A 21006-nucleotide genomic window follows, 5' to 3' on the forward strand; every position below is an offset into this window, starting at 1 on the left:
TCAGCGACCAATCTCGGAGAGCACCTCGTCCACCGCGTCGGCCAGGGCCACGGCCCGGGCCTGCCCGGAGGCGCGGTCCTTGATCTCGACGTTGCCCTCGGCGAGTCCTCGTCCGACGACCACGCTGGTGGGCACGCCGATCAGCTCGGCGTCGGCGAACTTGACCCCGGGCGAGGCCTTGCGGTCGTCCAGCAGCACCGCGACACCCCGGGCGTCGAGGTCGAGGGCGAGGCGCTCGGCGGCCTGGGCGATCTCGTCACCCTTGCCGGTCGCCAGCACCACGACGTCGAAGGGGGCGACCGCGCGGGGCCAGACCAGGCCGGCCTCGTCTGCGGTGCCCTCGGCGATCGCGGCGACGGCGCGGGAGACACCAATGCCGTAGGAGCCCATGGTGACGGTGACCAGCTTGCCGTTCTGGTCGAGCACCTGCAGCCCCAGCGCCTCGGCGTACTTGCGGCCGAGCTGGAAGATGTGTCCCATCTCGATGCCGCGGGCCAGGCTCATCGGCCCCGAACCATCGGGCGCGGGGTCGCCCTCGCGCACCTCGGCGACGTCGATGGTGCCGTCGGCGGTGAAGTCGCGGCCGGCGACCAGCCCGTAGACGTGCTTGCCGGCCTGGTTGGCGCCGGTGACCCAGCTGGTGCCCTCACCCACGCGCGGGTCGAGCAGGTAGCGCACCTTGCTGGTGCCCTGCTCGCCGAGCACGGCAGCGCCGTCGAGGACCGGGCCGATGTAGCCCTTCACCAGGCCGGGGTTGGCGGCGAAGTCCTCATCGGTGAACGGCTGGGCCTCGGCAGGGGCCACGGCCACCTCGAGGCGCTTGGGGTCGACCTCGCGGTCACCGGGCAGGCCGACGGCCAGGGCTTCGCTGATGCCGTCGGGGTGGCGCAGCATGAACAGCACGTTCTTCAGGGTGTCGGCGGCGCCCCATTCCCGGTCGGTGCGGGGGAACTGCTGGTTGCTGAGCGCCACCAGCGCCTCGATGGTGCTGCTGTCGGGGGTGTCCTCGACGTGGGCGGCGGGCAGCCCGTCGACGGGCAGCGGGTCGGGCACCGGGGTGCGGACGGCCTCGACGTTGGCGGCGTAGCCACCCGGTGAGCGGACGAAGGTGTCCTCACCGTTCTCGGCGACCACCAGGAACTCCTCCGAGGCCGAGCCGCCCATCGCACCGGCATCGGCCTGGACGATGGCGTAGTCGAACCCGAGCCGGTCGAAGATGCGGATGTAGGCCTCGCGGTGGGCCAGGTAGCTGGCCTCGAGCCCGGCGTCGTCCACGTCGAAGGAGTAGGAGTCCTTCATGATGAACTCGCGGCCACGCAGCAGCCCCGCGCGGGGACGGGCCTCGTCGCGGTACTTGGTCTGGATCTGGAACAGGCTGACCGGCAGGTCCTTGTAGGAGCGGTAGAGGTCCTTGACCAGCAGGGTGAACATTTCCTCGTGGGTGGGGCCGAGCAGCATGTCGTTGCCGCGCCGGTCCTGCAGGGTGAACACGTCGTCGCCGTACTCGGTCCACCGGTTGGTGAGCTCGTAGGGTTCCCGCGGCAGCAGGGCGGGGAAGGCGACCTCCTGGGCACCCATGGCCACCATCTCCTCGCGGACGATCTCGGAGACCTTGTGCAGCACAGCCAGGCCGAGCGGCAGCCAGGAGTAGATGCCGGGGGCGGCGCGGCGAATGTAGCCGGCGCGCACCAGCCAACGGTGGCTGGGCACCTCGGCGTCGGCCGGGTCCTCGCGCAGGGTGCGCACGAACAGCGATGACATTCGCGTGATCACGGGTGGTGGCCTTTCGGTGGGTCAAAGGTGTGTCCGGGTGTCTGCGCGCGGCAGACACACCTCAGGCATGCTATCCCCCCAGACCCGGCTGCCCTGCCGCATCAGTCCAAGCAGAACTCGTTGCCCTCGGGGTCGAGCATCACGATGAACCCCTGGTCCATGCCCTGCAGGTCGTCGCCATCGGCCGGCCAGTGGTCACGACGACTGGCCCCCAACCCCAGCAGCCGGGCGCATTCGGCCTCGAGGGCAGCCATGCGGGCGTCCTCCTTGAGGCCGGGAGCGGCACGCACGTCGAGGTGCAGCCGGTTCTTCACAGTCTTGGACTCGGGCACCCGCTGGAAGAACAGCCGCGGCCCGCGACCGGAGGGGTCACTGCACGCGCTGCGGGCGTTCCACAGGTGCTCGGGAACGCCCTGCGTACGGAGGAAGTCGGGCCAGGACTCGAAACCCGGCGGCGGCGGGTCAACCACGTAGCCAAGCACTTCACACCAGAAGCGGGCGAGCCGGTCGGGATCGGCGCAGTCGAAGGTGACCTGGACCTGCCTCATGTCAGCCATGTGATCAGTACAGCACCGCAGTCCCGTGCATCACCGGCCAACAACCTCGGATCACGCCGACCGCAGCCGAATCGCTCGAAGGAAACCCGCCACTGCCTCGCTGAGCTTCGAGCGGCCCTGCACGGTGAGTTCATCGACCCGACCCGGAGGTCTAGTACAGGACGGTGGCGAACTCCCCCACCGTCTCGAAGCCGACGGTGTGGTACAGCCGCCGGGCGCGGGTGTTGAAGTCGTTGACGTAGAGCGACTGCACCGGGTAGCGGGGCTGGGCAAGTCGCACCACCTGCGCCATCGCGGGCACCGAGACCCGCTGCCCGCGCAGTTCGGGGGCGAGCCAGACGCCCTGGATCTGGCACAGGGGTCCGAAGACCGCACCGATGTCGGCCTTGAACAGCACCTTGCCGTTCTCGATGATGCCGAAGGCCCGCCCCTGGGAGACCAGTTCCTGCATGTAGCGCCGGTAGGAGCCGCTGGACTCCATCGGTGAGACACCGACTTCCTCGGTGTACATGGCCACGGCCGCGGTGAAGTAGGCCCGGAAGTCGTCCATGGTGACCACCCGGACCCTCGGGTCACCCTCGACCAGCGGGTCACCCGAGATAGCCATCAGTGGCTGGCGGGCGCGGACCTCGCGGACCCGCGACCAGCTGCTGCCACGCCGGCTGAGCTCCTCCCACAGCATCCGCACCTGGGCGGCGTTGCCCATGATCGAGGACGCCTGGCGCAGCGGGCCGATGCGTTGGGCGAAGAGGGCCACATTGTCCTGGTCGACGTTGACGGGCACGACGTTCGAGCCGGCGTGCACCAGGGCACGCAGTTGCCCGTCACCTTCGAGGCCGTAGACCTCGCAGCCGAGGTGCAGGCGTTCCAGTCCGTGGGTGGCCACGCGGGCCAGGACGAAGAGGTTTTCGATGGGGTTGGCATTGAGCAGGGTCATCGCCTGCTCGAGGTCGGACCTGCCGAGCACCCGCACCCGGGCGCGCATCGTCAGCCGACCGTCACGTCCGGAGAGCCCACCTCGGGCATGTCGGCGGCCAGCCGGTTCGCCTCGGCGATCAGGGTGGCCACGATCTCTGATTCGGGCACGGTCTTGATCACCTCACCCTTGACGAAGATCTGGCCCTTGCCGTTGCCGCTGGCCACCCCGAGGTCGGCCTCACGGGCCTCACCGGGGCCGTTCACGACGCAGCCCATCACGGCGACCCGCAGCGGCACGGTCATGCCTTCCAGGCCCTTGGTGACTTCCTCGGCCAGGGTGTAGACGTCGACCTGGGCCCGCCCGCAGCTGGGGCAGGAGACGATCTCGAGGTGGCGCTGGCGCAGGTTCAGCGATTCGAGGATCTTCAGGCCCACCTTGACCTCTTCGGCCGGCGGGGCAGACAGCGAGACCCGGATCGTGTCACCGATGCCCTGGCTGAGCAGCGCCCCGAAGGCGACCGAGCTCTTGATGGTGCCCTGGAAGGCGGGGCCGGCCTCGGTGACGCCCAGGTGCAGCGGGTAGTCGCACTTGCTGGCCAGTTCTTCATAGGCCTGCACCATCACGACCGGGTCGTGGTGCTTGACCGAGATCTTGAAGTCGCCGAAGCCGACGTCCTCGAACAGGCTTGCCTCCCACAGCGCGGACTCGACCAGCGCCGCGGGGGTGGGTGCGCCGTACTTCTCCAGCAGTCGCTTGTCGAGGGAGCCGGCGTTGACGCCGATGCGGATGGAGACCCCGGCGTCGGTGGCCGCCTTGGCGATGTCGGCGATCTTGTCGTCGAACTGCTTGATGTTGCCGGGGTTGACCCGGACGGCGGCGCAGCCGGCGTCGATCGCGGCGAAGACGTAGCGCGGCTGGAAGTGGATGTCGGCGATCACCGGGATCTGCGACTTCATCGCGATGATGGGCAGCGCGTCGGCGTCGTCCTGACTGGGCACGGCCACCCGGACGATGTCGCAGCCGGTCGCGGTCAGTTCGGCGATCTGCTGCAGGGTGGCGTTGATGTCGGTGGTCTTGGTGGTCGTCATCGACTGCACCGAGACCGGTGCGTCGCCGCCGACCAGAACCTTGCCAACCTTGATCTGGCGGGTCCTGCGGCGAGGGGCCAGTACCGGAGCCGGACGCGCGGGCATGCCGAGATCAATGCTCATGCGCCCCAGCCTACCCCCACGACGACAGCAGCCCCACCACCCGGAGGTGATGGGGCCGCCGTGTTTCGCACAGGTCAGGCGAACAGCTTGTCGGTCTCGAAACCGCTCGCCAGCTGGCGAGCACCGGACCATCCGCCGGCACCGTTGTTGGTGTAGCCGAACATGACCCCGTCGTTGCGCACACCGACCAGGTCGAAGCGGCCGTCACGGTTCAGGTCACCGGGCGAGAAGGCGGCCTTGAAGTTGCTCCAGCCGCGGCCCACCTGGCGGGCGTAACCGATCTTGCCGTCACGCTGGCCCAGGTACAGCCACAGCGTGCCGTCCGAGGCACGGATGCCCATCAGGTCGCTGAGGCCGTCGCCGTTGAAGTCGCCGACCGAGAACAGCGAGGACATGCCCTGCCAGTTCTGGCCGATGACGGTGGCACCGGTCAGGCCGGTGGCGCTCATGGTGTAGCGGTACAGGCGGTTGTCGGCCTGGCTGCGGGCCACCACGTAGCGGTTGGCCGAGCCGTCCAGCGAACCGACGTAGGTGACGATGTCCATGTTCTGCCAGTTGCGACCCACCTGGCGCCACGGCGCCAGACCACCGGACTCGTCCGAGGTGTAGATCCACAGGTTGTTGTCGGCAGCACGCACCAGCACGTCGGAACGGCGGTCCCCGTTCCAGTCACCGATCTGGCTGACGGTCACCACGTTGGCCAGGACGGTGCCCCGGGTGCCGAGCAGGGTGGCCTGGGTGGCCGAGCCCTTCCACAGCTCCAGGTGGCCGTTGCTGGTCACCACGTAGATGTCGGCCACACCGTCACCGTCGTGGTCACCGAAGGCATTCGAGGCCGGGTAGGTCGGCCGCGGGGTGTTGTCGACCACGGTCAGGGTGACCGCGGTGGTCTCCACCGAGCCGGTGCTGTTGGTGAACACCGCGCGGTAGCGGGTGCCGTCCTGGGCCAGGGTCACACCGGTGAGGGTGAGGGTGGTCGAGGTCTCCCCCGCCAGGTCGGTCCAGGTGGTGCCGTCGGTCGAGCTCTGCCACTGCACGGTCGGCGCGGGCTCACCCGAGGCCGCAGCGGTGAAGCTGACGTCGTCGCCGATCTCGGCCTGGGCGGCCTGCGGCTGGGTGGTCACCGACGGCGCCTCGGTGGCCTCGGCGGCGTTGATGCCCACCACGACCGGGTCGTGGTCGGAGGAGGCGAACTCGTTGTCGGCGTGGAAATCGGTGATGTTGTAGTTGCGGCGCGAGTACTGCAGCGCGATCGCCTCGTCACCGTTGATCTCCCACACCTTGGCATCGCTGATCAGTGCCTGGGCGGCAGCGTTGGCGACGATGTGGTCGAGCGAGCCGAGGCGGCCGCTGAACTGGTAGGTCGCCTGCCACTCGGTCAGGACGTTGGCGTAGCCGGCGTCGTAGAGGATCTGCATCGGCTCTTCCATGGTGTAGGCGTTGAAGTCGCCGGTCAGGAAGACTGCCTCGTCACCGAAGACGGTGTCGGCCCAGTTCGCCAGTGCGGTGGCCTGCTCCTTGCGGGAGGCATTGCTGAGGCCCTGGCCGGTGCCGTCATCGGGGCCGGAACCCTTCGACTTGAAGTGGTTGGCGATGACCACGAACTCGACGTCGGTGCCGGTGACCTGGAACTTCTGGGCCAGCGGCTGGCGGGCGTTCGCGAAGGCCGGGTCGGTCAGGATCTGCGACCCGTCCACGGGGGTGACGGCGTCAGCGCGGTAGATGAAGGCCAACCGGATGTTGTCCTCGTTCGGCGGCACCTGGCCGGGGTTGGTGGGCACGAACGCCCAGTTCTTGGTGGGGTCATCGGCGTTCAGGGCGTCGACGAGCTTCGAGAGGGTGTAGTCGCGGTGCTGGCCGAAGTTGGCCGAGTTCTCGATCTCCATCAGCCCGACGACCTCGGCGTCCATCCCGTTGATGGCAGCCACGATCTTGGCCTGCTGGTCCTCGAAGGCCGACTGGGTGAACGCGCCGCGCACCTGGCAGTTGTTCGCGGCCACGGGGTTGCCCTCGCGGTCACGGTAGGGCTGGCAGCCGGCCTCGTCCTGGCCGAGCGAGGTGAAGTAGTTCAGCACGTTGAAGTTGGCGATCTGGATGTCACCACCGACATCGGGCACCGTGGTCGGACGATCGTTCTCGCTGGTCAGGAAGTCAACACTGGCGCCGACGACCTGCCCGGTGGGCTGGAAGTTCCACTGGAAGCGGTAGTCCAGGATGACCGGCTTGGTGAAGCTGAGCTGCGAGTTGGTGCGCATCGGCGTGGCCTGCGACAGGTACGGCAGCGGGGTCTCTTTGGCCGTGTTGTTGGTCAGGTAGTTCCACGACGAACCGTCGTCGAGGGTGATCCACTTGGTCAGCTGGGCGTTCTCGTAGGCGACGGCCTGCTGGTAGGGCACCACGTCGGTGGCCTGGTAAAGCGGCTCGTCACCGAAGGCAAGGCCCAGCTGGCCGAACTGGTTCAGCTGGTAGTTGTTGGTGATGGTGTAGTTGCCCTTCGGCAGCACCAGCATGCCCTCGTAGACCTCCTTGGCCGCGTCGGTCGCGGGCAGGGTGTCGAGCTCGGTGGGCACCACCGGGGCGCAGCCGGTGGCGGTGGTGATCACCGGGGTGCCGCTGAGCTGGGTGAGGCCGCTGAACTCGCCGGCGGTGCCGGTGACATTGACGCAGTCACCGATGGTCACGCTCGGCGCGGTCTGGGTGAAGACGAAGATGCCGTCGGAGGCGTCACCGGCCGACTTGGCCTGGCCACCGCTGCCGGGGGTCTGGATGTAGAAGCCGTTGAACCCACCGGTCGGGTAGGTGGCGGTGACCACACCCACGGTGGTGATCCGCTGGCCGTTCAGCGGGGTGCTGGCACCGGTGCCCTGGATCTGCGCGATCGGGGTGATGTCACCGGGCTCGGTGGGCGGGTCGGTCGGCGTGGTGCCGCCGGAGTTCTGCGGAGTCGCCGAACCGATGGTGAAGTCGAGATTGTTGTTGTCGGTGTCGACGAAGTTGGTCCGCGACGCCGAGGTCGCGTTGGCGGTGGTAGCGGTGGGGCTGGTCTCGTAGCGGGAGGCCGAGGGCCCGTATCCGACCAGGTCGACCTCACCGGCGGCATTGCGCAGCTGCACCGCGCCGTTGTTGGCCGCCATGTTCAGTGAGCAGGTGTGGTCGGGGCTGGGCAGCGGGGTCGACCCGCCGGCGCCGGCGCCCTGCTGGACGAGGAAGTAGGAGTTCGCGGGAACGGTCTTGCCGTCCAGGTTGCACACGCCACCCGAGTTGCCGTTGGAGGCGAAGTACTCCAGCTGGTAACCATTGAGGTTGACCGGGGTGTTGGAGGGGTTGTACAGCTCGATGAAGTCGTGGGTGTAGGTGGCGCCGGAGTTGCCGCCCCCACCGTAGACCTCGTTGATGATCAGCTGGCCGTCGGCCGCGGCGGCGGTCGTCGACGTGGTGGCCATGATGCCTGTGGCGGCGAGGGCGCCCGCAACTGCGGTGGCGGCCACGACTCTCAGGCGGCTCAAGGTGACTGGCATGGTCGTCCTTCTGGGGTTCGAAATGGATGCGGGCACGCCGACAGGCGCCGCCCGGCACCCTGAGGCTAGGGCCTGGTGGAGGGGACAATGCGGGTCGTCATCGACCATTCACCAAGACTTCGCCGAGGGTTCCATGGATTATGGACGACCCCGACCCACGATGTGACGAACGGGTGAAGAATCTCTCAGGACGTTCTCACGGTCGTCGCCGTCGCCTCACGGGTGCACCGCTCCCCGGCCTCAGAACAGTTCCATGGGGCTGACGATGTCGGCGATGATCAACACGGCACCGGCCAGCACGAGGAACCCACCGACCAGGTAGGCGACCGGGAGCATCTTGGCGGTGTCGACGTGGCCCGGGTCCTCGCGTCCGCGCACCTTCGCCCACCACCGGCGCAACCCTTCCCACAGGGCCCCGGCGATGTGGCCGCCGTCCAGTGGCATCAGCGGCACCAGGTTCAGCAGTGCCACGAACAGGTTGACCGACCCGAGCATCATGAACCAGCTCGCGACCCGGTCGTTGACGGGGATCGATTCCTCGACGGTGATCTCACCGGCCGTGCGGCTGGCGCCGACGATTGACATCGGTCCGTTGATGTCACGCGGTTGCCCCGTCACCAGGTCGGCGGCCACGTTCCACACCTTGACCGGGAAGTTCACCAGCCCGACCACCGACTGCTTGGTCATCAGCCACATGTCCTGGCCGGTGCCGATCGGCCCGGTGGTCTGCAGTTCGTAGGTGGGCCCGACCCCGAGGAAACCGACCTCGACGGTGCGCGAGGGGTTCAGCTTGTCACTGAGCCCGGTGATCATGGTGGGCACGGTCGGCAGGGTGACGGTCTCCCCGTCCCGGACGACCACCACGGTGGCCGGCCGGTCACGGTTGTCGCGGATCAGTTCGGAGAACTCGTCCCAGGTCTTCGGGGCGACGCCGTTGAGCGAGACGATCCGGTCGCCGGGTTCCATGCCCATCTGCGCGGCCGGGGCGACCGGGTCGTCCGGCTGGCAGGTGCGGTCGGCGCGGGTGACCGGGACGACGCACTCGCTGACGGTGGCCACCTCGAGCTGGGCGCGGTACTGGCCGTGCACGGCGTTGACGCTGCCGATGATCAGGAAGGCGAGCAGCAGGTTCATGAACGGCCCACCGAACATGATGACCAGCTTCTGCCAGGTCTTCTTCTGGTGGAACAGCCGGCCGTCGTCGGCGGGGGTGATGTCGTAGTACTCCGCCTCACGGGCGTAGTCGGCCAGCCGGGTGATCGGCCCGGGCCTGGTCTGGTGTTGCTTCCCGGGTGGGTACATGCCGACGAGCTTGACGTAGCCGCCGAGCGGGATGGCCTTGACGCCGTACTCGGTCTCACCGCGGCGTCGCGACCACAGGGTCTTGCCGAACCCGACGAAGTACTGGGTCACCTTCACGCCGAACAGCTTCGCGGGCACCATGTGGCCGACCTCGTGCAAGGCGATCGAGGCCATGATCAGGGCGAAGAAGCCGATCGCCGAGACGACGATGATCAGTACGGTCATGCGTTGGCCCCCCGGGCGATCCGCTCACCTGCCCTGGTGCGGGCCCACGCGTCGGCGGCCAGGACGCCCTCGACGCTGAGTTGGTCGTCGCTCAGGTGGCCGTCACCCATGCCGTTGACGTGGTCGGCGACCACCTCGGCGACGGTGTCGACGATGCCCAGGAAGCTGAGCCGGCCCTCGCAGAACGCATCGACGCATTCCTCGTTGGCGGCGTTGAACACCGCCGGGGCGCTGCCGCCGAGCTTGCCGCAGTGGCGGGCGAGGTCGACGGCCGGGAAGGCCTCGTTGTCGAGGGGTTCGAAGGTCCAGGTCGCGGCCTGGGTCCAGTCATTCGGACGAGCGGCCTCGGCCATCCGGTCGGGCCAGGTCAGCCCGAGGCCGATGGGCAGGCGCATGTCGGGCGGGGACACCTGGGCAATGGTCGAACCGTCGTGGAACTCCACCATCGAGTGGACGATCGACTGTGGGTGGACGACGGCGACCACGTCGTCCAGTGGCACGTCGTAGAGCAGGCCGGCCTCGAGCAGTTCGAGCCCCTTGTTGACCAGGGTCGAGGAGTTGATGGTGATCACGCGTCCCATCGCCCAGGTCGGGTGCGCCATGGCCTGCTCGGGGGTGACCTCGGTGAGCTCGTCGCGGCGGCGTCCCCGGAACGGCCCACCGGAGGCGGTCAGGATCAGCCGGCGCACCTCGTCCTTGCGGCCGGCGCGCAGGGCCTGGGCGAAGGCGGAGTGCTCGGAGTCGACGGCGACGATCTGGTCGGGTGCTGCCGCACCGGTGACCAGTCGTCCGCCGATGACCAGGGATTCCTTGTTGGCGAGCGCCAGGGTGGTGCCGGCGGCCAGGGTGGCCAGGGTCGGCAGCAGGCCGGCAGAGCCGGTGATGCCGTTGAGGACGACGTCAGCGGGCATCGCGGCCAGTTCGGTCGAGGCGTCGGGGCCGGCGATGATGCGCGGCAGCACCACGTCACCCTTGTTCCAACCGCGCTTGCTGGCCTCGGCGTAGAGGGCGAGCTGCAGGTCCTGGACGACCGTCGGCCGGGCCAGGGCCACCACCTCGGGGGCGAGTTCGAGCACCTGGGCGGCCAGGGTCGGGATGTCGGAGCCACCGGCGGACAGCCCGGTGACCCGGAACTGGTCACGCCTGGTTGAGATGACGTCGACGGCCTGGGTGCCGATGCTGCCGGTGCTGCCGAGGATGATGACGTTGCGCTGATCTGCCACCCCCCAAGTGTGGCACGTCATCGTGGCCCGGCCCTGGTCGCCGCTGGCCGGCACGGGCTGAACGTGCACTCCTTGCACGGGTGCAAGGAATGCAGGTCACACCCCTGGCAGCAGCCTGCAGACCCTGCACCGGCGCAAGGAATGCAGGTTGGCGGGCTTGCGTCCGGCCCCTGCTGGGGCGCCGCTCCCCTAGGCTCGGGACGTGCACCTCGAAATCGACACCCTGGACGCCTTCGATGCGTGGGCGGCCGACCAGTCCAACGCCCCGCGTGACTGCCTGCGTCCGGGAGCCCAGTCAGGGGTCGCCGTCCAGGCCCTGGACCTGACCGGGCGCAGCACGGCCCTGCGGCGCGCCGACGTCCGAGGGGTGATCTTCCTGGGCTGCGAGCTCACCGAGCCCGACACCGACAGCCTGCTCGCCCGTGGCGCCCTCGTCTTCCCGCAGTTGCCCGACCTGCCGTTCGACACCTACCGCAACGGCATGCACACCAGCGAGGAGCTCTACGCCGGTCTCGATCGCGGCTACCCCGAGACCCCGGACGCACGGGTCTATGCCTGGTTCCAGTCGCCGGCGGCGACCTCGCTGGCCGGACGACTGGCCCAGTCGCTGCACGACCACGGCGTCAGTGATGCGCTGGACGACCTGCTGGCCGAGGTGGCTCCGGAACGTTGCGTCGGGATCATGGGTGGGCACGCCGCCGAGCGGGGTGGCGCGACCTACCGGGACGCGACCCGGCTGGGCGCCCTGCTGGCCGAGCGTGGCCGGGTGGTGCTGACCGGCGGTGGGCCCGGCGCGATGGAGGCGGCGAACCTGGGCGCCAGGTTGACCGTGCCCGGTGGCCCGGTGGACGAGGTCGTCCTCGACGAAGCCGTTGACCTGTTGGCCGAGGTGCCCGGGTTCACCCCGCCCGAGCGGGGTGGCCAGGGCATCACCGCCTGGGCGCAGCAGGCCTTCGAGGTGCTGGACCGCTGGCCGGCCACCGGCACCTCGGTGGGCATCCCCACCTGGTTCTACGGCCACGAGCCGCCCAACGTGTTCGCCAGCCACATCGCCAAGTACTTCTCCAATGCCATCCGTGAGGACGTGCTGCTGCAGCGCTGCCGGGGAGGGGTGGTCTACCTGCCGGGAGCGGCCGGGACCGTCCAGGAGGTCTTCCAGTTCGCCACCGGCAACTACTACCTGCCAGCCGGTGCTGAACCGGCGCCGATGGTGCTGGTCGGGGTCGAGCACTGGACCCGGACGTTGCCGGCACACCAGCTGCTGGAGGCACTGGGCGAGGGCCGCGAGATGGGTCGGGTCATCCACCTGGCCGACTCCGTGGACGAAGCCCTCGAACTGGTGCTCTGAGACCGCCTGTGCGGCCGGGCTTGCTCAGAGACGGTTGATCTCGACCCGGGGACGCACCGCCATGTCGGTGATCTGAACATCGGCCGGGGCGTCGACCACGTGGCGCACCGCCCGGGCCACCGACTCGGGCCGGAGGTAACGCTCCGGGGTGTACTCGCGGCCAGTGGTGGCGTGGCCGGATCGCAGCATTGGGGTGTCGGTCTGGCCCGGGGCGATGGTGACCACCCGCAGCCGGTGCGGCGCCTCGTCGATGCGCAGCACATCGGCCAACCCGCGCAGGGCGTGCTTGCTGGCCGTGTACACGGCGCTGCCGGGCACCGGTCGGGTGCCGGCCCCGGACCCGATGAAGACCACGGTCCCCTGCCGGGCCCGCAACCCGGGCAACAGCCGGCGGGTCAGTTCGGCCGGCGCGATCACATTGGTGGCCAGCTGGGCGGTCCAGTCGTCGAGGCGGGCGTCAGCCAGGCTGATCGGGTCACCGATGGCGGCCGCGTTGACCAGTACGTCGACCTCGCCGGCGGCTGCCGCGACCTGGTCGAGGAAGTCCGGGTCACGCAGGTCCCCGAGGTGGACGACCACGCCCTCGGGCAGGCCGGCCACTGACTCGGGGCGCCGGGCCAGAGCATGCACCTGGTGGGTGCGGGACAGGTCGAGCACGATCGCTCGCCCCATCCCTCCCCCGGCACCAGTGACCACTGCGATCGGCTGGCTCATGAGGCTTCCTTCAAGTCACGGGCGGCCACCAGGTCGAGCAGCCGTGCCGCCACGGCATCGGCCTCGTGCAGGGTGTTGGAGTCGATGCCCGGCACCGGTGCCTGGATGGTGTCGCGGCGGGCACCGTCGACCGGGATCCCGATCATGAACAGTCCGGGCACCGGTTGTGAGTCGGCGCCGATCACCTCACCGGTCTCGGCGACGATGTCCACCGAACCGGTGTCGACCGGTTCCCCGTCCGGCCCGGGTCGGCGCAGCGGACGAGCCAGCCCGTTGGCCAGCAGACCGGCGACCAGCGGGTCGGCGGCGCGGGTGGCGTGCGGATTGCGCATCCAGGCATCCACAAGGACCGTGGAGCGGACCGTGGAGTCGGGCACCCGGGGCGACCACATCTCGAACTGGCCGTCGCGGACCCGCACCTGGACCCTGGGGCCCACGAAGTGCACCAGCCCGGCCTCGCACAGGGCCAACAGTTGTTCGTTGCGGAAGGCCGGCGGGCCGGAGCCGAGCATGCCACCCCAGCGCATCAGCCGACGCAGGTCCTGGTCGCCGGTGGCATCGACATTGTCAAAGGTGCACGACAGCCCGACATGCATACGGGCCACCGAGATCGCCCACAGGCCGGCCTTGATCGCCGAGTCATGCCCGCGGTCAGCCTCGGCGAGGTCACGAGTCAGCAGGTTCTGGACGAAGGCATCGACGTCATCGGGGCCGGTGAACTCGACAGCGGCGGCCGGGTCCTCCCAGTCGGTGGGTTCGAATCGCAGCGCCTCAGGGAGGTGCCGGGCAGCCACCCGGCGCACCTCGTCGAGGTCGACCCCGGCCGGCAGGGCGTCGAGTTCCGGCACCAGGGTCTCGGGGTCGGTCAGGTCGTCTGGCCGGGTGCGGACCAGGACCCGGGCGTGCTCGGTGATCGAATCGCGCAGGATCGCCGGCCACAACTCAGCCACCGGCAGCGGACGAGGAGCAGCGGCCAGCGCGGCCCGCAGGTTGCTCATGGCCGGCTTGGGCGGCATCGATCCGTAGCGGGTTTTGGCCAGGAAAGGGACGCCCCGGTCGCTGGCGACATGCAGTACCGGTTCGTTCCCGCTCGGTCGGTAGACCAGCCCGGCACCACTCGACCAGTCATCGAGTGTCTCGAATCGTCCGCCGCGACCGATGGTGAGTTGGGACATGACGTCGAAGAAGCCCATGCCCAGACCACGGACGAGGACCCGCTGGTCACCCTGGATGGCCGACAGGTCCTGCTCGATCGGCGAATCGGGGCCGACCCAGACCAGGTCGTCGGCATCGTCGGCTTCCACCTGGCCGATCAGGTCAGCATCGGCGGCACCCGGGCGCACCGGCACCCAGCCCAGGGCCAACACCACGGCGGCCACCCGCACAGCGGCACCATCGGCCAGGCCGACCAGGTACTCGTCCCCGCTGGCGCGCAGCGCCACCGCCCGGGTGCGGTGTTCGACCACGCTGACCCGGCCGGTGTCGACCAGGTCGGCGACGGCCCGTCGGAAGGCCCACGCGCTGTAGTGGCCGAACAGGGCGCGGCTGGGGTGGGCCCAGGGCAGCATCTGGTCGAGTTCGTGGGCGAAGTCGGACAGGTCGACCCCGTCGTCGGTGCGGCGGGCGTCGGTGACGGACTGGGCCCAGGCGTAGAAGGTGGGCCCGCTGGCCTGCGGGCCGGGACCGGTCCAGGAGTCGTCGGTGAACAGGGTGGAGCCGGCCGCGAGGGTGTTCATGCACAGGTCGGCCGGCTGGTCGGTGCGCCAGACGGCACCGGCCCCGAACTGGGTCGGCTCGACCAGGTGCAGCCGGATGGGTGGCACCCGGTCGGGCTCGTGCTCGAGCCGGTGGCGCAGGTGGGCGGCGAGCCGTCCCAGGACGATGGTGCCGCGCGGGCCCACACCCACCACCATGATGTCGGTGCTCACAGCGCCACCTCCACCGAGGATCGCAGCGCGTCGAGCACGTCGGGGTTGGTGTCGGTGTGCAGGGTGCAGTTGGGTCCGATGATGATCCGGTCGCGGGCCTCGCGGCGCTTCGCCAGGACCGCCTCGTGCACCTGCTGGGTACCCAGGTAGCTGGCGGCCCGCTCGTCGAGCCCGAGCAGCGGGATGCGCCCGGCCTCGAGCACCTCGGCGATGGTGGGCCGGGAGACCGCATCGGACCAGCTGGTGACCTCGTGCGGGTGAGCATCGTAGGCACCGGGGTGGATGTCGTCGCCGTGCAGGTGTCCAATCCGGACGAGGCCTGCGGCGGCCTGCAGCACCGTGATGTCGTGCGGGGCGATCCAGCGGCGATGCTGCTCGGCGGTGATCCCGAAGGAGGTCCAGTCGCTCGAAGCGCCGGTCAGCGCCAGGAACAGCGCGTCGACGCCGAGGCCGACCAGCCCGGAGGCATAGTCGGCGAGCAGGTAGGCCACCCGGCCGATCACCACGTCGGCGAGTCCCGGGTCGGCCTGCAGCAGCGGCACCACGTCCTGCCCCAGCGATCGGATGATCGTCTGGAACGGTGAGAACAGGGTCTCGACCAGCGCCTTGTCGGGGACGCTGCCGCGCAGTTCGGTGAGCACCCGGCGCTGCCGGGCGAAACCGGCCTGCTCGGTGCCCAGGGTGGCGAATGCCTCGAGCCGTGCGGCCAGGGTGCCCTGGTCGGGGCTGGGCACCCGGTAGTCGTGCATGACCTTCAGGTAGTCCCAGTCGTGGGCCCGCAGGAAGGACAGGTGCGCGGCGGTGGTCAGTTCCGGGTCGGCCAGCGCGGTGCCGAAGTGCACCCAGGCCCCGACCGGCGGCCGGTCCACCTGCTCACCGCGGGCGGCGCGGAGGAATCGTTCCCGCCCCGACAGTCCGGCGGTTGTCGGCTGGGGGTTGTTCGCGGATGCACTCATAGCGCCGGTGCCCCGCCCAGGTAGGCCTCCTGCACCTTTTCGTCGTGCAGGAGTTCCTCGGCGGTCCCGTCGAGGCTGAGCCGGCCGGTGGTCAGCACATAGCCGCGGTGGGCGATGGTGAGCGCCAGTTCGGCCATCTGCTCGACCATCAGCACGGCGACGCCGAGTTCCTGGTTGAGCCGGGCGATGGTGTCGAGCACCTCGTCGACCAGCCGCGGGGACAGGCCCATGGTGGGTTCGTCCATGCAGATCAGGGTCGGCCTGCTCATGCAGGCGCGGGCGAAGGCCAGCATCTGCTGTTCGCCGCCCGACAGGGTGCCGGCCGCCTGCTGGCGGCGTTCACGCAGCCGTGGAAAGCGTTCCCACTGCTCGGCGAGGTCCTTGCTGATGGACTTGTCCCGGCCGCGGCTCCAGGCCCCGACCAGCAGGTTGTCCTCGACGCTCATCTGCGGGAAGACGCGGCGGGCTTCGGGCACCGAGGCGATCCCGGCGGCGATGCGCTTGGCGGTGGGCCAGCCGGTGATGTCCTCCCCCTTCCACAGCACCTTCCCGGCGGTGGGCCGGACCAGGCCGAGCACGGTCTTCATGGTGGTCGACTTGCCCGAGGCGTTGCCGCCGAGCAGCGAGACGATCTCACCTTCACCGATGCGCAGGTTGACCTGGTCGAGGGCGCGGGCTTCGCCGTAGTAGACGTCGATGTCCTGCAGTTCCAGCAGGTCAGTCATGGGTCTGCTCCTGTTCGGTCGGCTCTGCCACCTCGAGCGGGTCGTGCACGACCAGTACCTCGTCGGGTTCCTCGGCCTGGTGGCGACGCCCGAGGTAGGCACTGATGACCCGCGGGTCGTGGCGCACGTCCTCGGGGCGTCCGGCGGCGATGAGGCGGCCCTCGTCCATCACGATCACCTGGTCGGACAGGGTCATCACCAGGTCGAGCTTGTGCTCGACCAGCAGGATCGTCTGGCCCGAGGCCTTCAGGTCGAGCAGCTGCTGCAGCACCTCGGCGGTCTCGGACTGGTTCATGCCGGCGGTGGGCTCGTCCAGGACGAGCACATCGGGGTCACTGACCAGTGCCCGGGCGATCTCGGTGCGGCGGCGGTTGGCATAGGACAGGGTGTGGGTGCGGTGCTCGACGCGGGGGCCGAGGCGTTCACGGAAGCGCCCGACCTGGTTGTCGACGCGGGTGGCCACCTGTTCGCGTTCGGCCTTCACCCCGGGGGTGGTGACCAGGGCCACCGCCACCTCGGCGAGCAGCGGCAGCCAGCGCAGCACCGGCAGGTGGGCCAGCTTCTTGAACGGCCGCTGGGCGCTGAGCCGCGAATGCAGGCCGACCTCGATGTTGTCGGCCACCGTGAGGGTGGCGAACACGCGACCGTTCTGGAAGGTGCGGGTCAGGCCGTGTTCAGCGACCTCTTCGGGGCTGTGCCCGGCGATGTCGCGGCCGGCCAGCCGCACCTGCCCGGCGTCGGGCTTGAGGGTTCCGGTGACCAGGTTCAGCGTGGTGGTCTTGCCCGACCCGTTGGGGCCGATGATGGCCAGCGTCTGGCCGGGCTCGATGCTGAAGCTGACGTTGTTGACGGCATGGACCCCGTCGAAGGACTTGTCCAGGCCGACGACCTCGAGTGCGGGGCTCATGCGCGGGCTCCTTCCAGGTCAAGCACCCGGACGTCGGTGCCGTCCGGGGCCGGGCTGGGACGCTCGGGTTCAGCGACGGGGCCGTCCCCAACACCGGACGGGCCGGGGCCCTGCTCGTCACGGGCCCTGCCGCGGGCCTTGTCGGAGCGGGTGAACAGCCCCTGCGGCCGGAACCGGATGATGACCAGCAGCAGCAGGCCGTAGCCGAGGATGCGCACATCGGGGGCGATGCGCAGCAGTTCGGGCAACCCGACCAGGACGACGGCCCCGAAGACTGCGCCGATGGGCGAGTTGATGCCGCCCAGCACGATGATGGTCAGCGCCAGCACCGACGTCATGATCAGGAACAGCGTCGGGTCGATGTAACCGTTCTGGTGGGCCATCAGCCCGCCCGAGACACCGGCGAAGAACGCGGCGATCGCGAACGCCAGTGCCTTGTAGTCGCGGGTGCGCACGCCCAGGGAGCGGGCGGCGACCTGGTCGGAGCCCACCGAGCTCAGGGTCAGGCCGAGGTGCGACTTGCGGATGCGCATGGTCACCCACAGCGCGAGCAGCAGGAAGGCCAGGTCGATCAGGTAGAACTCCAGCGGCAGCGACAGGGTGTGCCCACCGATGCTGAGCGGGGGGATGCCCGGCAGGCCGTAGGCGCCGCGGGTGATCGGCTCCGCCGCCCGGATCAGCGCCACAACGACATAGCCGACGCCCAGCGTGGCGATGGAGATGTAGTGGCCGCCGAGCTTCCAGATCGGCAGCGTCAGCAGGGTGACCAGCAGCGCCGAGATGACACCGGCGAGCAGCACGGCCAGCAGTGGGGGCACGCCGAGGTGCAGGGCGAGCAGCGCCGAGGCGTAGGCCCCGACCGCCAGCGGTGCGACCTGCCCGAGGGAGACCTGCCCGGCCGAGCCGGACAGCAGGGTCATCGGGACGGCCACGATCGCCATCAGGACGACCTGGTAGGCGACCGCCAGGAAGGGGGCGGTGCCCAGCGCGGGAATCAGGACCAGGGCCACCAGGCCCAGCACTGTCCAGCTCTTTCTGCCCAGGCGTAGTGGGGTGCCGCCACCGAAGAAGGTGCCGGTCATCGGTTCGGTGGCGATCGCCGATTTCTTGCCGAACAGGCCGTGGGGGCGAACCACCAGGATGACCAGCAGCGCACCGAAGGTGAGCAGGTCACGCATGCCCTCCCCCAGCCAGTAGACGCCGAAGGCCTCCACGACGCCGAGCAGGAACCCGGCCAGCACGGCACCGCTGATCGAGCCGAGGCCGCCGATGGTGGCGGCGACGAAGCCGATCATGCCGGTGAGGATGTGCGAGGTCGGCGAGACGCTGGTGGTGTACAGCGCCACGAAGATGCCGGCCAGGCCACCGAGGCTGGAGGCGATGGCGAACGACAGCGCCTGCACTCGTCCGACCGGGACGCCCATCTGCCGGGCGGCGTCGGGGTCCTGGGCGGTCGCGCGGATCGCTCGTCCGTAGCGCCCGAAGCGCAGGAACAGCGCGAGGCTGGTCATCACGACCAGGGTGATGGCGAACATCACCACGTCGGAGGTGCCGAACTTGAGGATGCCGATTTGCAGGTTGTTGTTGGGCAGCGCCTCGGGGAAGGCGCGGTACTGCGGCCCGAAGATGATCTGGGAGACGTTGTCGAGGATCATCGAGACCGCGAAGGTGGCCAGTAGCGCGGCAATCGCCGGCGCTCTGGACAATGGTTTGACGGCTACGGCGTTGATCACCAGCCCGAGAATGGCGGTGGCGACCAGCACGGCCGCCACCGCCAACCAGAACGGCCACTGCAGCACGGCCAGGAACCACCAGCCCAGCATCGCCCCGAACCCGAAGACGGATCCGTGGGCGAAGTTGACGACGTTGGCGACGCCGAAGACCAGCGAGACGCCGACCGCCACCAGGGCGTAGGAGTTGCCATGGATCAACCCGGCGAACAGGGTTTCGATCATTCGATGACGCCCTTGTTCACGAACTCGCCGTTGACGACCTCAAGCTCCTTGAGGACGACCCGCTCGGGGCGGCGCTTGTCGCTGAAGACGAGGTCGCCGAGCAGGACGGTCTCGAAGGACTCACCGGAGCTGAGGCCCTGGAAGACGCCCTCGCGGGTGGCGCCACCGATGCTGACGGCCTTGGCCAGCACCTGCAGCGCGTCGTAGGCGTACAGGTTGAAGGCACCCGGGTCGATGTTGAACTTCTCGCGGAACTTGGTGACGAACTCGACCTGGCGGGGGTTGGAGGTGTCGGACAGGGTGAAGTTCTCGGCCAGCACGACACCTTCGGCGGCCTCCCCGGCGATCTCGAGGAACTGCGGGGTGGTCTGGCCGGCCAGCGTCTTGCCGGTGAAACCGAGGCCACGCAGCTGCTTGACCAGCAGGCCACCGTCGGGGCCGTAGCCGAGGTGGGCAACGGTCTGCGGCTTGCTGTCCAGGGCACGCAGCAGCACTGGGCGGAAGTCCTGGGACTCGGGGTTGATGGCGCTGGAGTAGGTCACCTGGAGCCCGGCGGGGCCGGCGAACTTCTCGAACAGTTCGAAGGAGGTCTTGCCCCAGTCGGTCTGCTGATAGAACACCGCCACCGAATCGCCGTACTTCTTCAGGAGCTTGACGTAGTGCTCCTGGTAGTTCTCCTGGGTCAGCGAGGTGGTCCAGGCCTTGTCGCCGCCGGCAGTGAAGTCGGGGTTGGAGTTGGTGAAGCCGAACTGCACCAGGCCACCCTGCTGGTAGACCGGGGTGGCGGCCATGGAGGCGCCGGAGCTGAAGTCACCGAGCTCGGCGATGATGGACTTGTCGGCCACGAACTTCTGCGCGATCGGCACCGACTGCTTCGGGTCGGACTGCGAGTCCTCCCAGACGAGCTCGACCTGCTTGCCGTCAATCCCACCGGCACCGTTGATCACGTCCAGGGCAATCGCGAAACCCTGCTCGTAGTACTTGCCGTACTCGGCCAGCGGGCCGGTGCGCGGCGCCGAGACCCCGAACTTGATCGCGGTGGCATCGGCGGCGCCGGTGCTCTCGGCGCTGCCCTGCAGCACGGAGCAGCCGCTCATCGCCAGGGCGGTTCCGGCGGCTCCGAAGAGGAATCCGCGGCGTCCGAAACGGGTCAGGGGGGTGGTGTTCATAGGGGTGTTCCTTCATGCGAGCGCGGGTGCGCTGGGTTCAGCCCACAAAAAGTGGGCTCTGGAGTGTTGTGCGGCCTCCCGCGGAGGCCACCGGGGCTGACCAGGGCATGAGCTGGTCGCCGTTCTTGTGGCGGGAGGTCCCGGGCGCCCCTGCTGGGCGGTCAGTGGGACCTGTGGCCGGCGCCGACAACGAGGTCGGCAGGCCGTCTCAGCGACAACAGACGGGCCGCGCGTCGGCGGGGCGGTCGCTGCTGGGGTGGCAGAAACCAGGCATCAGGAGCACACGCATCATCGCGGCACCCGGGTGGGTGTCCAGCTTGTGGCTCATGGCGCCTCCTTCAACATGTTCGACGACGCCACGAAGACTAGACGATGTTTCGGGCTGTCTTTACCACCTCGGGCCCGCTGAACACGGGCCGTTTCGTGACGTTGTCACAGGATGATTGCGCCGGGAATAGACGGCCGCGGGGCTTGGTTTCACCTTGCCCGCCATGGGATGGCGGGCCCGGTTCGGGCGGACGAGCGCGCCTGCGCGGGCCCGGGCACCCGCTGGCGGCCGTCGGCCCGATTCCGCCA

General features: G+C 69.3%; 15 protein-coding genes. 1 reads left to right on the top strand and 14 read right to left on the bottom strand.

Annotated features, from left to right (window positions below; translation table 11 throughout):
• From ACQE3C_RS07525 to dxr, 7 genes are all read right to left on the bottom strand, one after another.
• On the bottom strand, positions 1-1761 hold the full coding sequence (locus ACQE3C_RS07525; RefSeq protein ID WP_434538700.1) for a proline--tRNA ligase: 1761 nt from the start codon (positions 1759-1761) through the stop codon (positions 1-3).
• Positions 1762-1874: 113 nt separating this feature from the next.
• Positions 1875-2330 (bottom strand): VOC family protein, encoded by a 456-nt coding sequence (locus ACQE3C_RS07530; RefSeq protein WP_434538566.1) that lies wholly within the window; start codon positions 2328-2330, stop codon positions 1875-1877.
• 151 nt (positions 2331-2481) lie between these two features.
• Positions 2482-3315, bottom strand: a complete 834-nt coding sequence (locus ACQE3C_RS07535) for a GNAT family N-acetyltransferase (protein ID WP_434538567.1) — start codon at positions 3313-3315, stop codon at positions 2482-2484.
• 2 nt (positions 3316-3317) lie between these two features.
• Positions 3318-4460 (bottom strand): flavodoxin-dependent (E)-4-hydroxy-3-methylbut-2-enyl-diphosphate synthase, encoded by a 1143-nt coding sequence (ispG, locus tag ACQE3C_RS07540; protein WP_434538568.1) that lies wholly within the window; start codon positions 4458-4460, stop codon positions 3318-3320.
• A 74-nt stretch (positions 4461-4534) separates the two neighbouring features.
• A complete protein-coding gene (locus ACQE3C_RS07545; RefSeq protein WP_434538569.1) occupies positions 4535-7978 on the bottom strand; it encodes an ExeM/NucH family extracellular endonuclease in 3444 nt (1147 codons plus the stop codon).
• A 240-nt stretch (positions 7979-8218) separates the two neighbouring features.
• Entirely contained in the window at positions 8219-9505 is a 1287-nt protein-coding gene (locus ACQE3C_RS07550; RefSeq protein WP_434538570.1) for a M50 family metallopeptidase, read from the bottom strand.
• Positions 9502-10749, bottom strand: coding sequence for a 1-deoxy-D-xylulose-5-phosphate reductoisomerase (gene dxr / locus ACQE3C_RS07555; protein ID WP_434538701.1), 1248 nt, complete (start codon positions 10747-10749; stop codon positions 9502-9504). The genes ACQE3C_RS07550 and dxr overlap by 4 nt, the downstream gene beginning before the upstream one ends.
• Positions 10750-10930: 181 nt before the next feature.
• On the opposite strand from dxr, the gene ACQE3C_RS07560 reads away from it, so the two are divergent.
• A complete protein-coding gene (locus ACQE3C_RS07560; protein ID WP_434538571.1) occupies positions 10931-12076 on the top strand; it encodes an LOG family protein in 1146 nt (381 codons plus the stop codon).
• Between the two features lie 24 nt (positions 12077-12100).
• Here ACQE3C_RS07560 and ACQE3C_RS07565 read toward each other — a convergent pair whose 3' ends face one another.
• The 7 genes from ACQE3C_RS07565 to ACQE3C_RS07595 are packed head-to-tail and all read right to left on the bottom strand — an operon-like array spanning position 12101 to position 20430.
• Positions 12101-12790: an SDR family oxidoreductase gene (locus ACQE3C_RS07565; RefSeq protein WP_434538572.1), complete on the bottom strand. Its 690-nt coding sequence runs from the start codon at positions 12788-12790 to the stop codon at positions 12101-12103.
• Complete coding sequence (locus ACQE3C_RS07570; RefSeq protein ID WP_434538573.1) at positions 12787-14718, bottom strand: FAD/NAD(P)-binding protein; 1932 nt, start codon at positions 14716-14718, stop codon at positions 12787-12789. Before ACQE3C_RS07570 ends, ACQE3C_RS07565 begins: the two co-directional genes overlap by 4 nt.
• Positions 14715-15674: a uroporphyrinogen decarboxylase family protein gene (locus ACQE3C_RS07575; protein WP_434538574.1), complete on the bottom strand. Its 960-nt coding sequence runs from the start codon at positions 15672-15674 to the stop codon at positions 14715-14717. The genes ACQE3C_RS07570 and ACQE3C_RS07575 overlap by 4 nt, the downstream gene beginning before the upstream one ends.
• Positions 15671-16399 (bottom strand): ABC transporter ATP-binding protein, encoded by a 729-nt coding sequence (locus ACQE3C_RS07580; protein WP_434538575.1) that lies wholly within the window; start codon positions 16397-16399, stop codon positions 15671-15673. Before ACQE3C_RS07580 ends, ACQE3C_RS07575 begins: the two co-directional genes overlap by 4 nt.
• Complete coding sequence (locus ACQE3C_RS07585; RefSeq protein ID WP_434538576.1) at positions 16392-17306, bottom strand: ABC transporter ATP-binding protein; 915 nt, start codon at positions 17304-17306, stop codon at positions 16392-16394. Before ACQE3C_RS07585 ends, ACQE3C_RS07580 begins: the two co-directional genes overlap by 8 nt.
• Positions 17303-19261: an ABC transporter permease gene (locus ACQE3C_RS07590; RefSeq protein ID WP_434538577.1), complete on the bottom strand. Its 1959-nt coding sequence runs from the start codon at positions 19259-19261 to the stop codon at positions 17303-17305. Before ACQE3C_RS07590 ends, ACQE3C_RS07585 begins: the two co-directional genes overlap by 4 nt.
• Positions 19258-20430 carry an ABC transporter substrate-binding protein gene (locus tag ACQE3C_RS07595; protein WP_434538578.1) on the bottom strand — a complete coding sequence of 391 codons (1173 nt, stop codon included), beginning with the start codon at positions 20428-20430 and terminating at the stop codon, positions 19258-19260. The genes ACQE3C_RS07590 and ACQE3C_RS07595 overlap by 4 nt, the downstream gene beginning before the upstream one ends.
• Positions 20431-21006 lie beyond the last annotated feature (576 nt).

Source organism: Aestuariimicrobium sp. Y1814 (genome assembly GCF_050113895.1).
Taxonomy (GTDB): domain Bacteria; phylum Actinomycetota; class Actinomycetes; order Propionibacteriales; family Propionibacteriaceae; genus Aestuariimicrobium.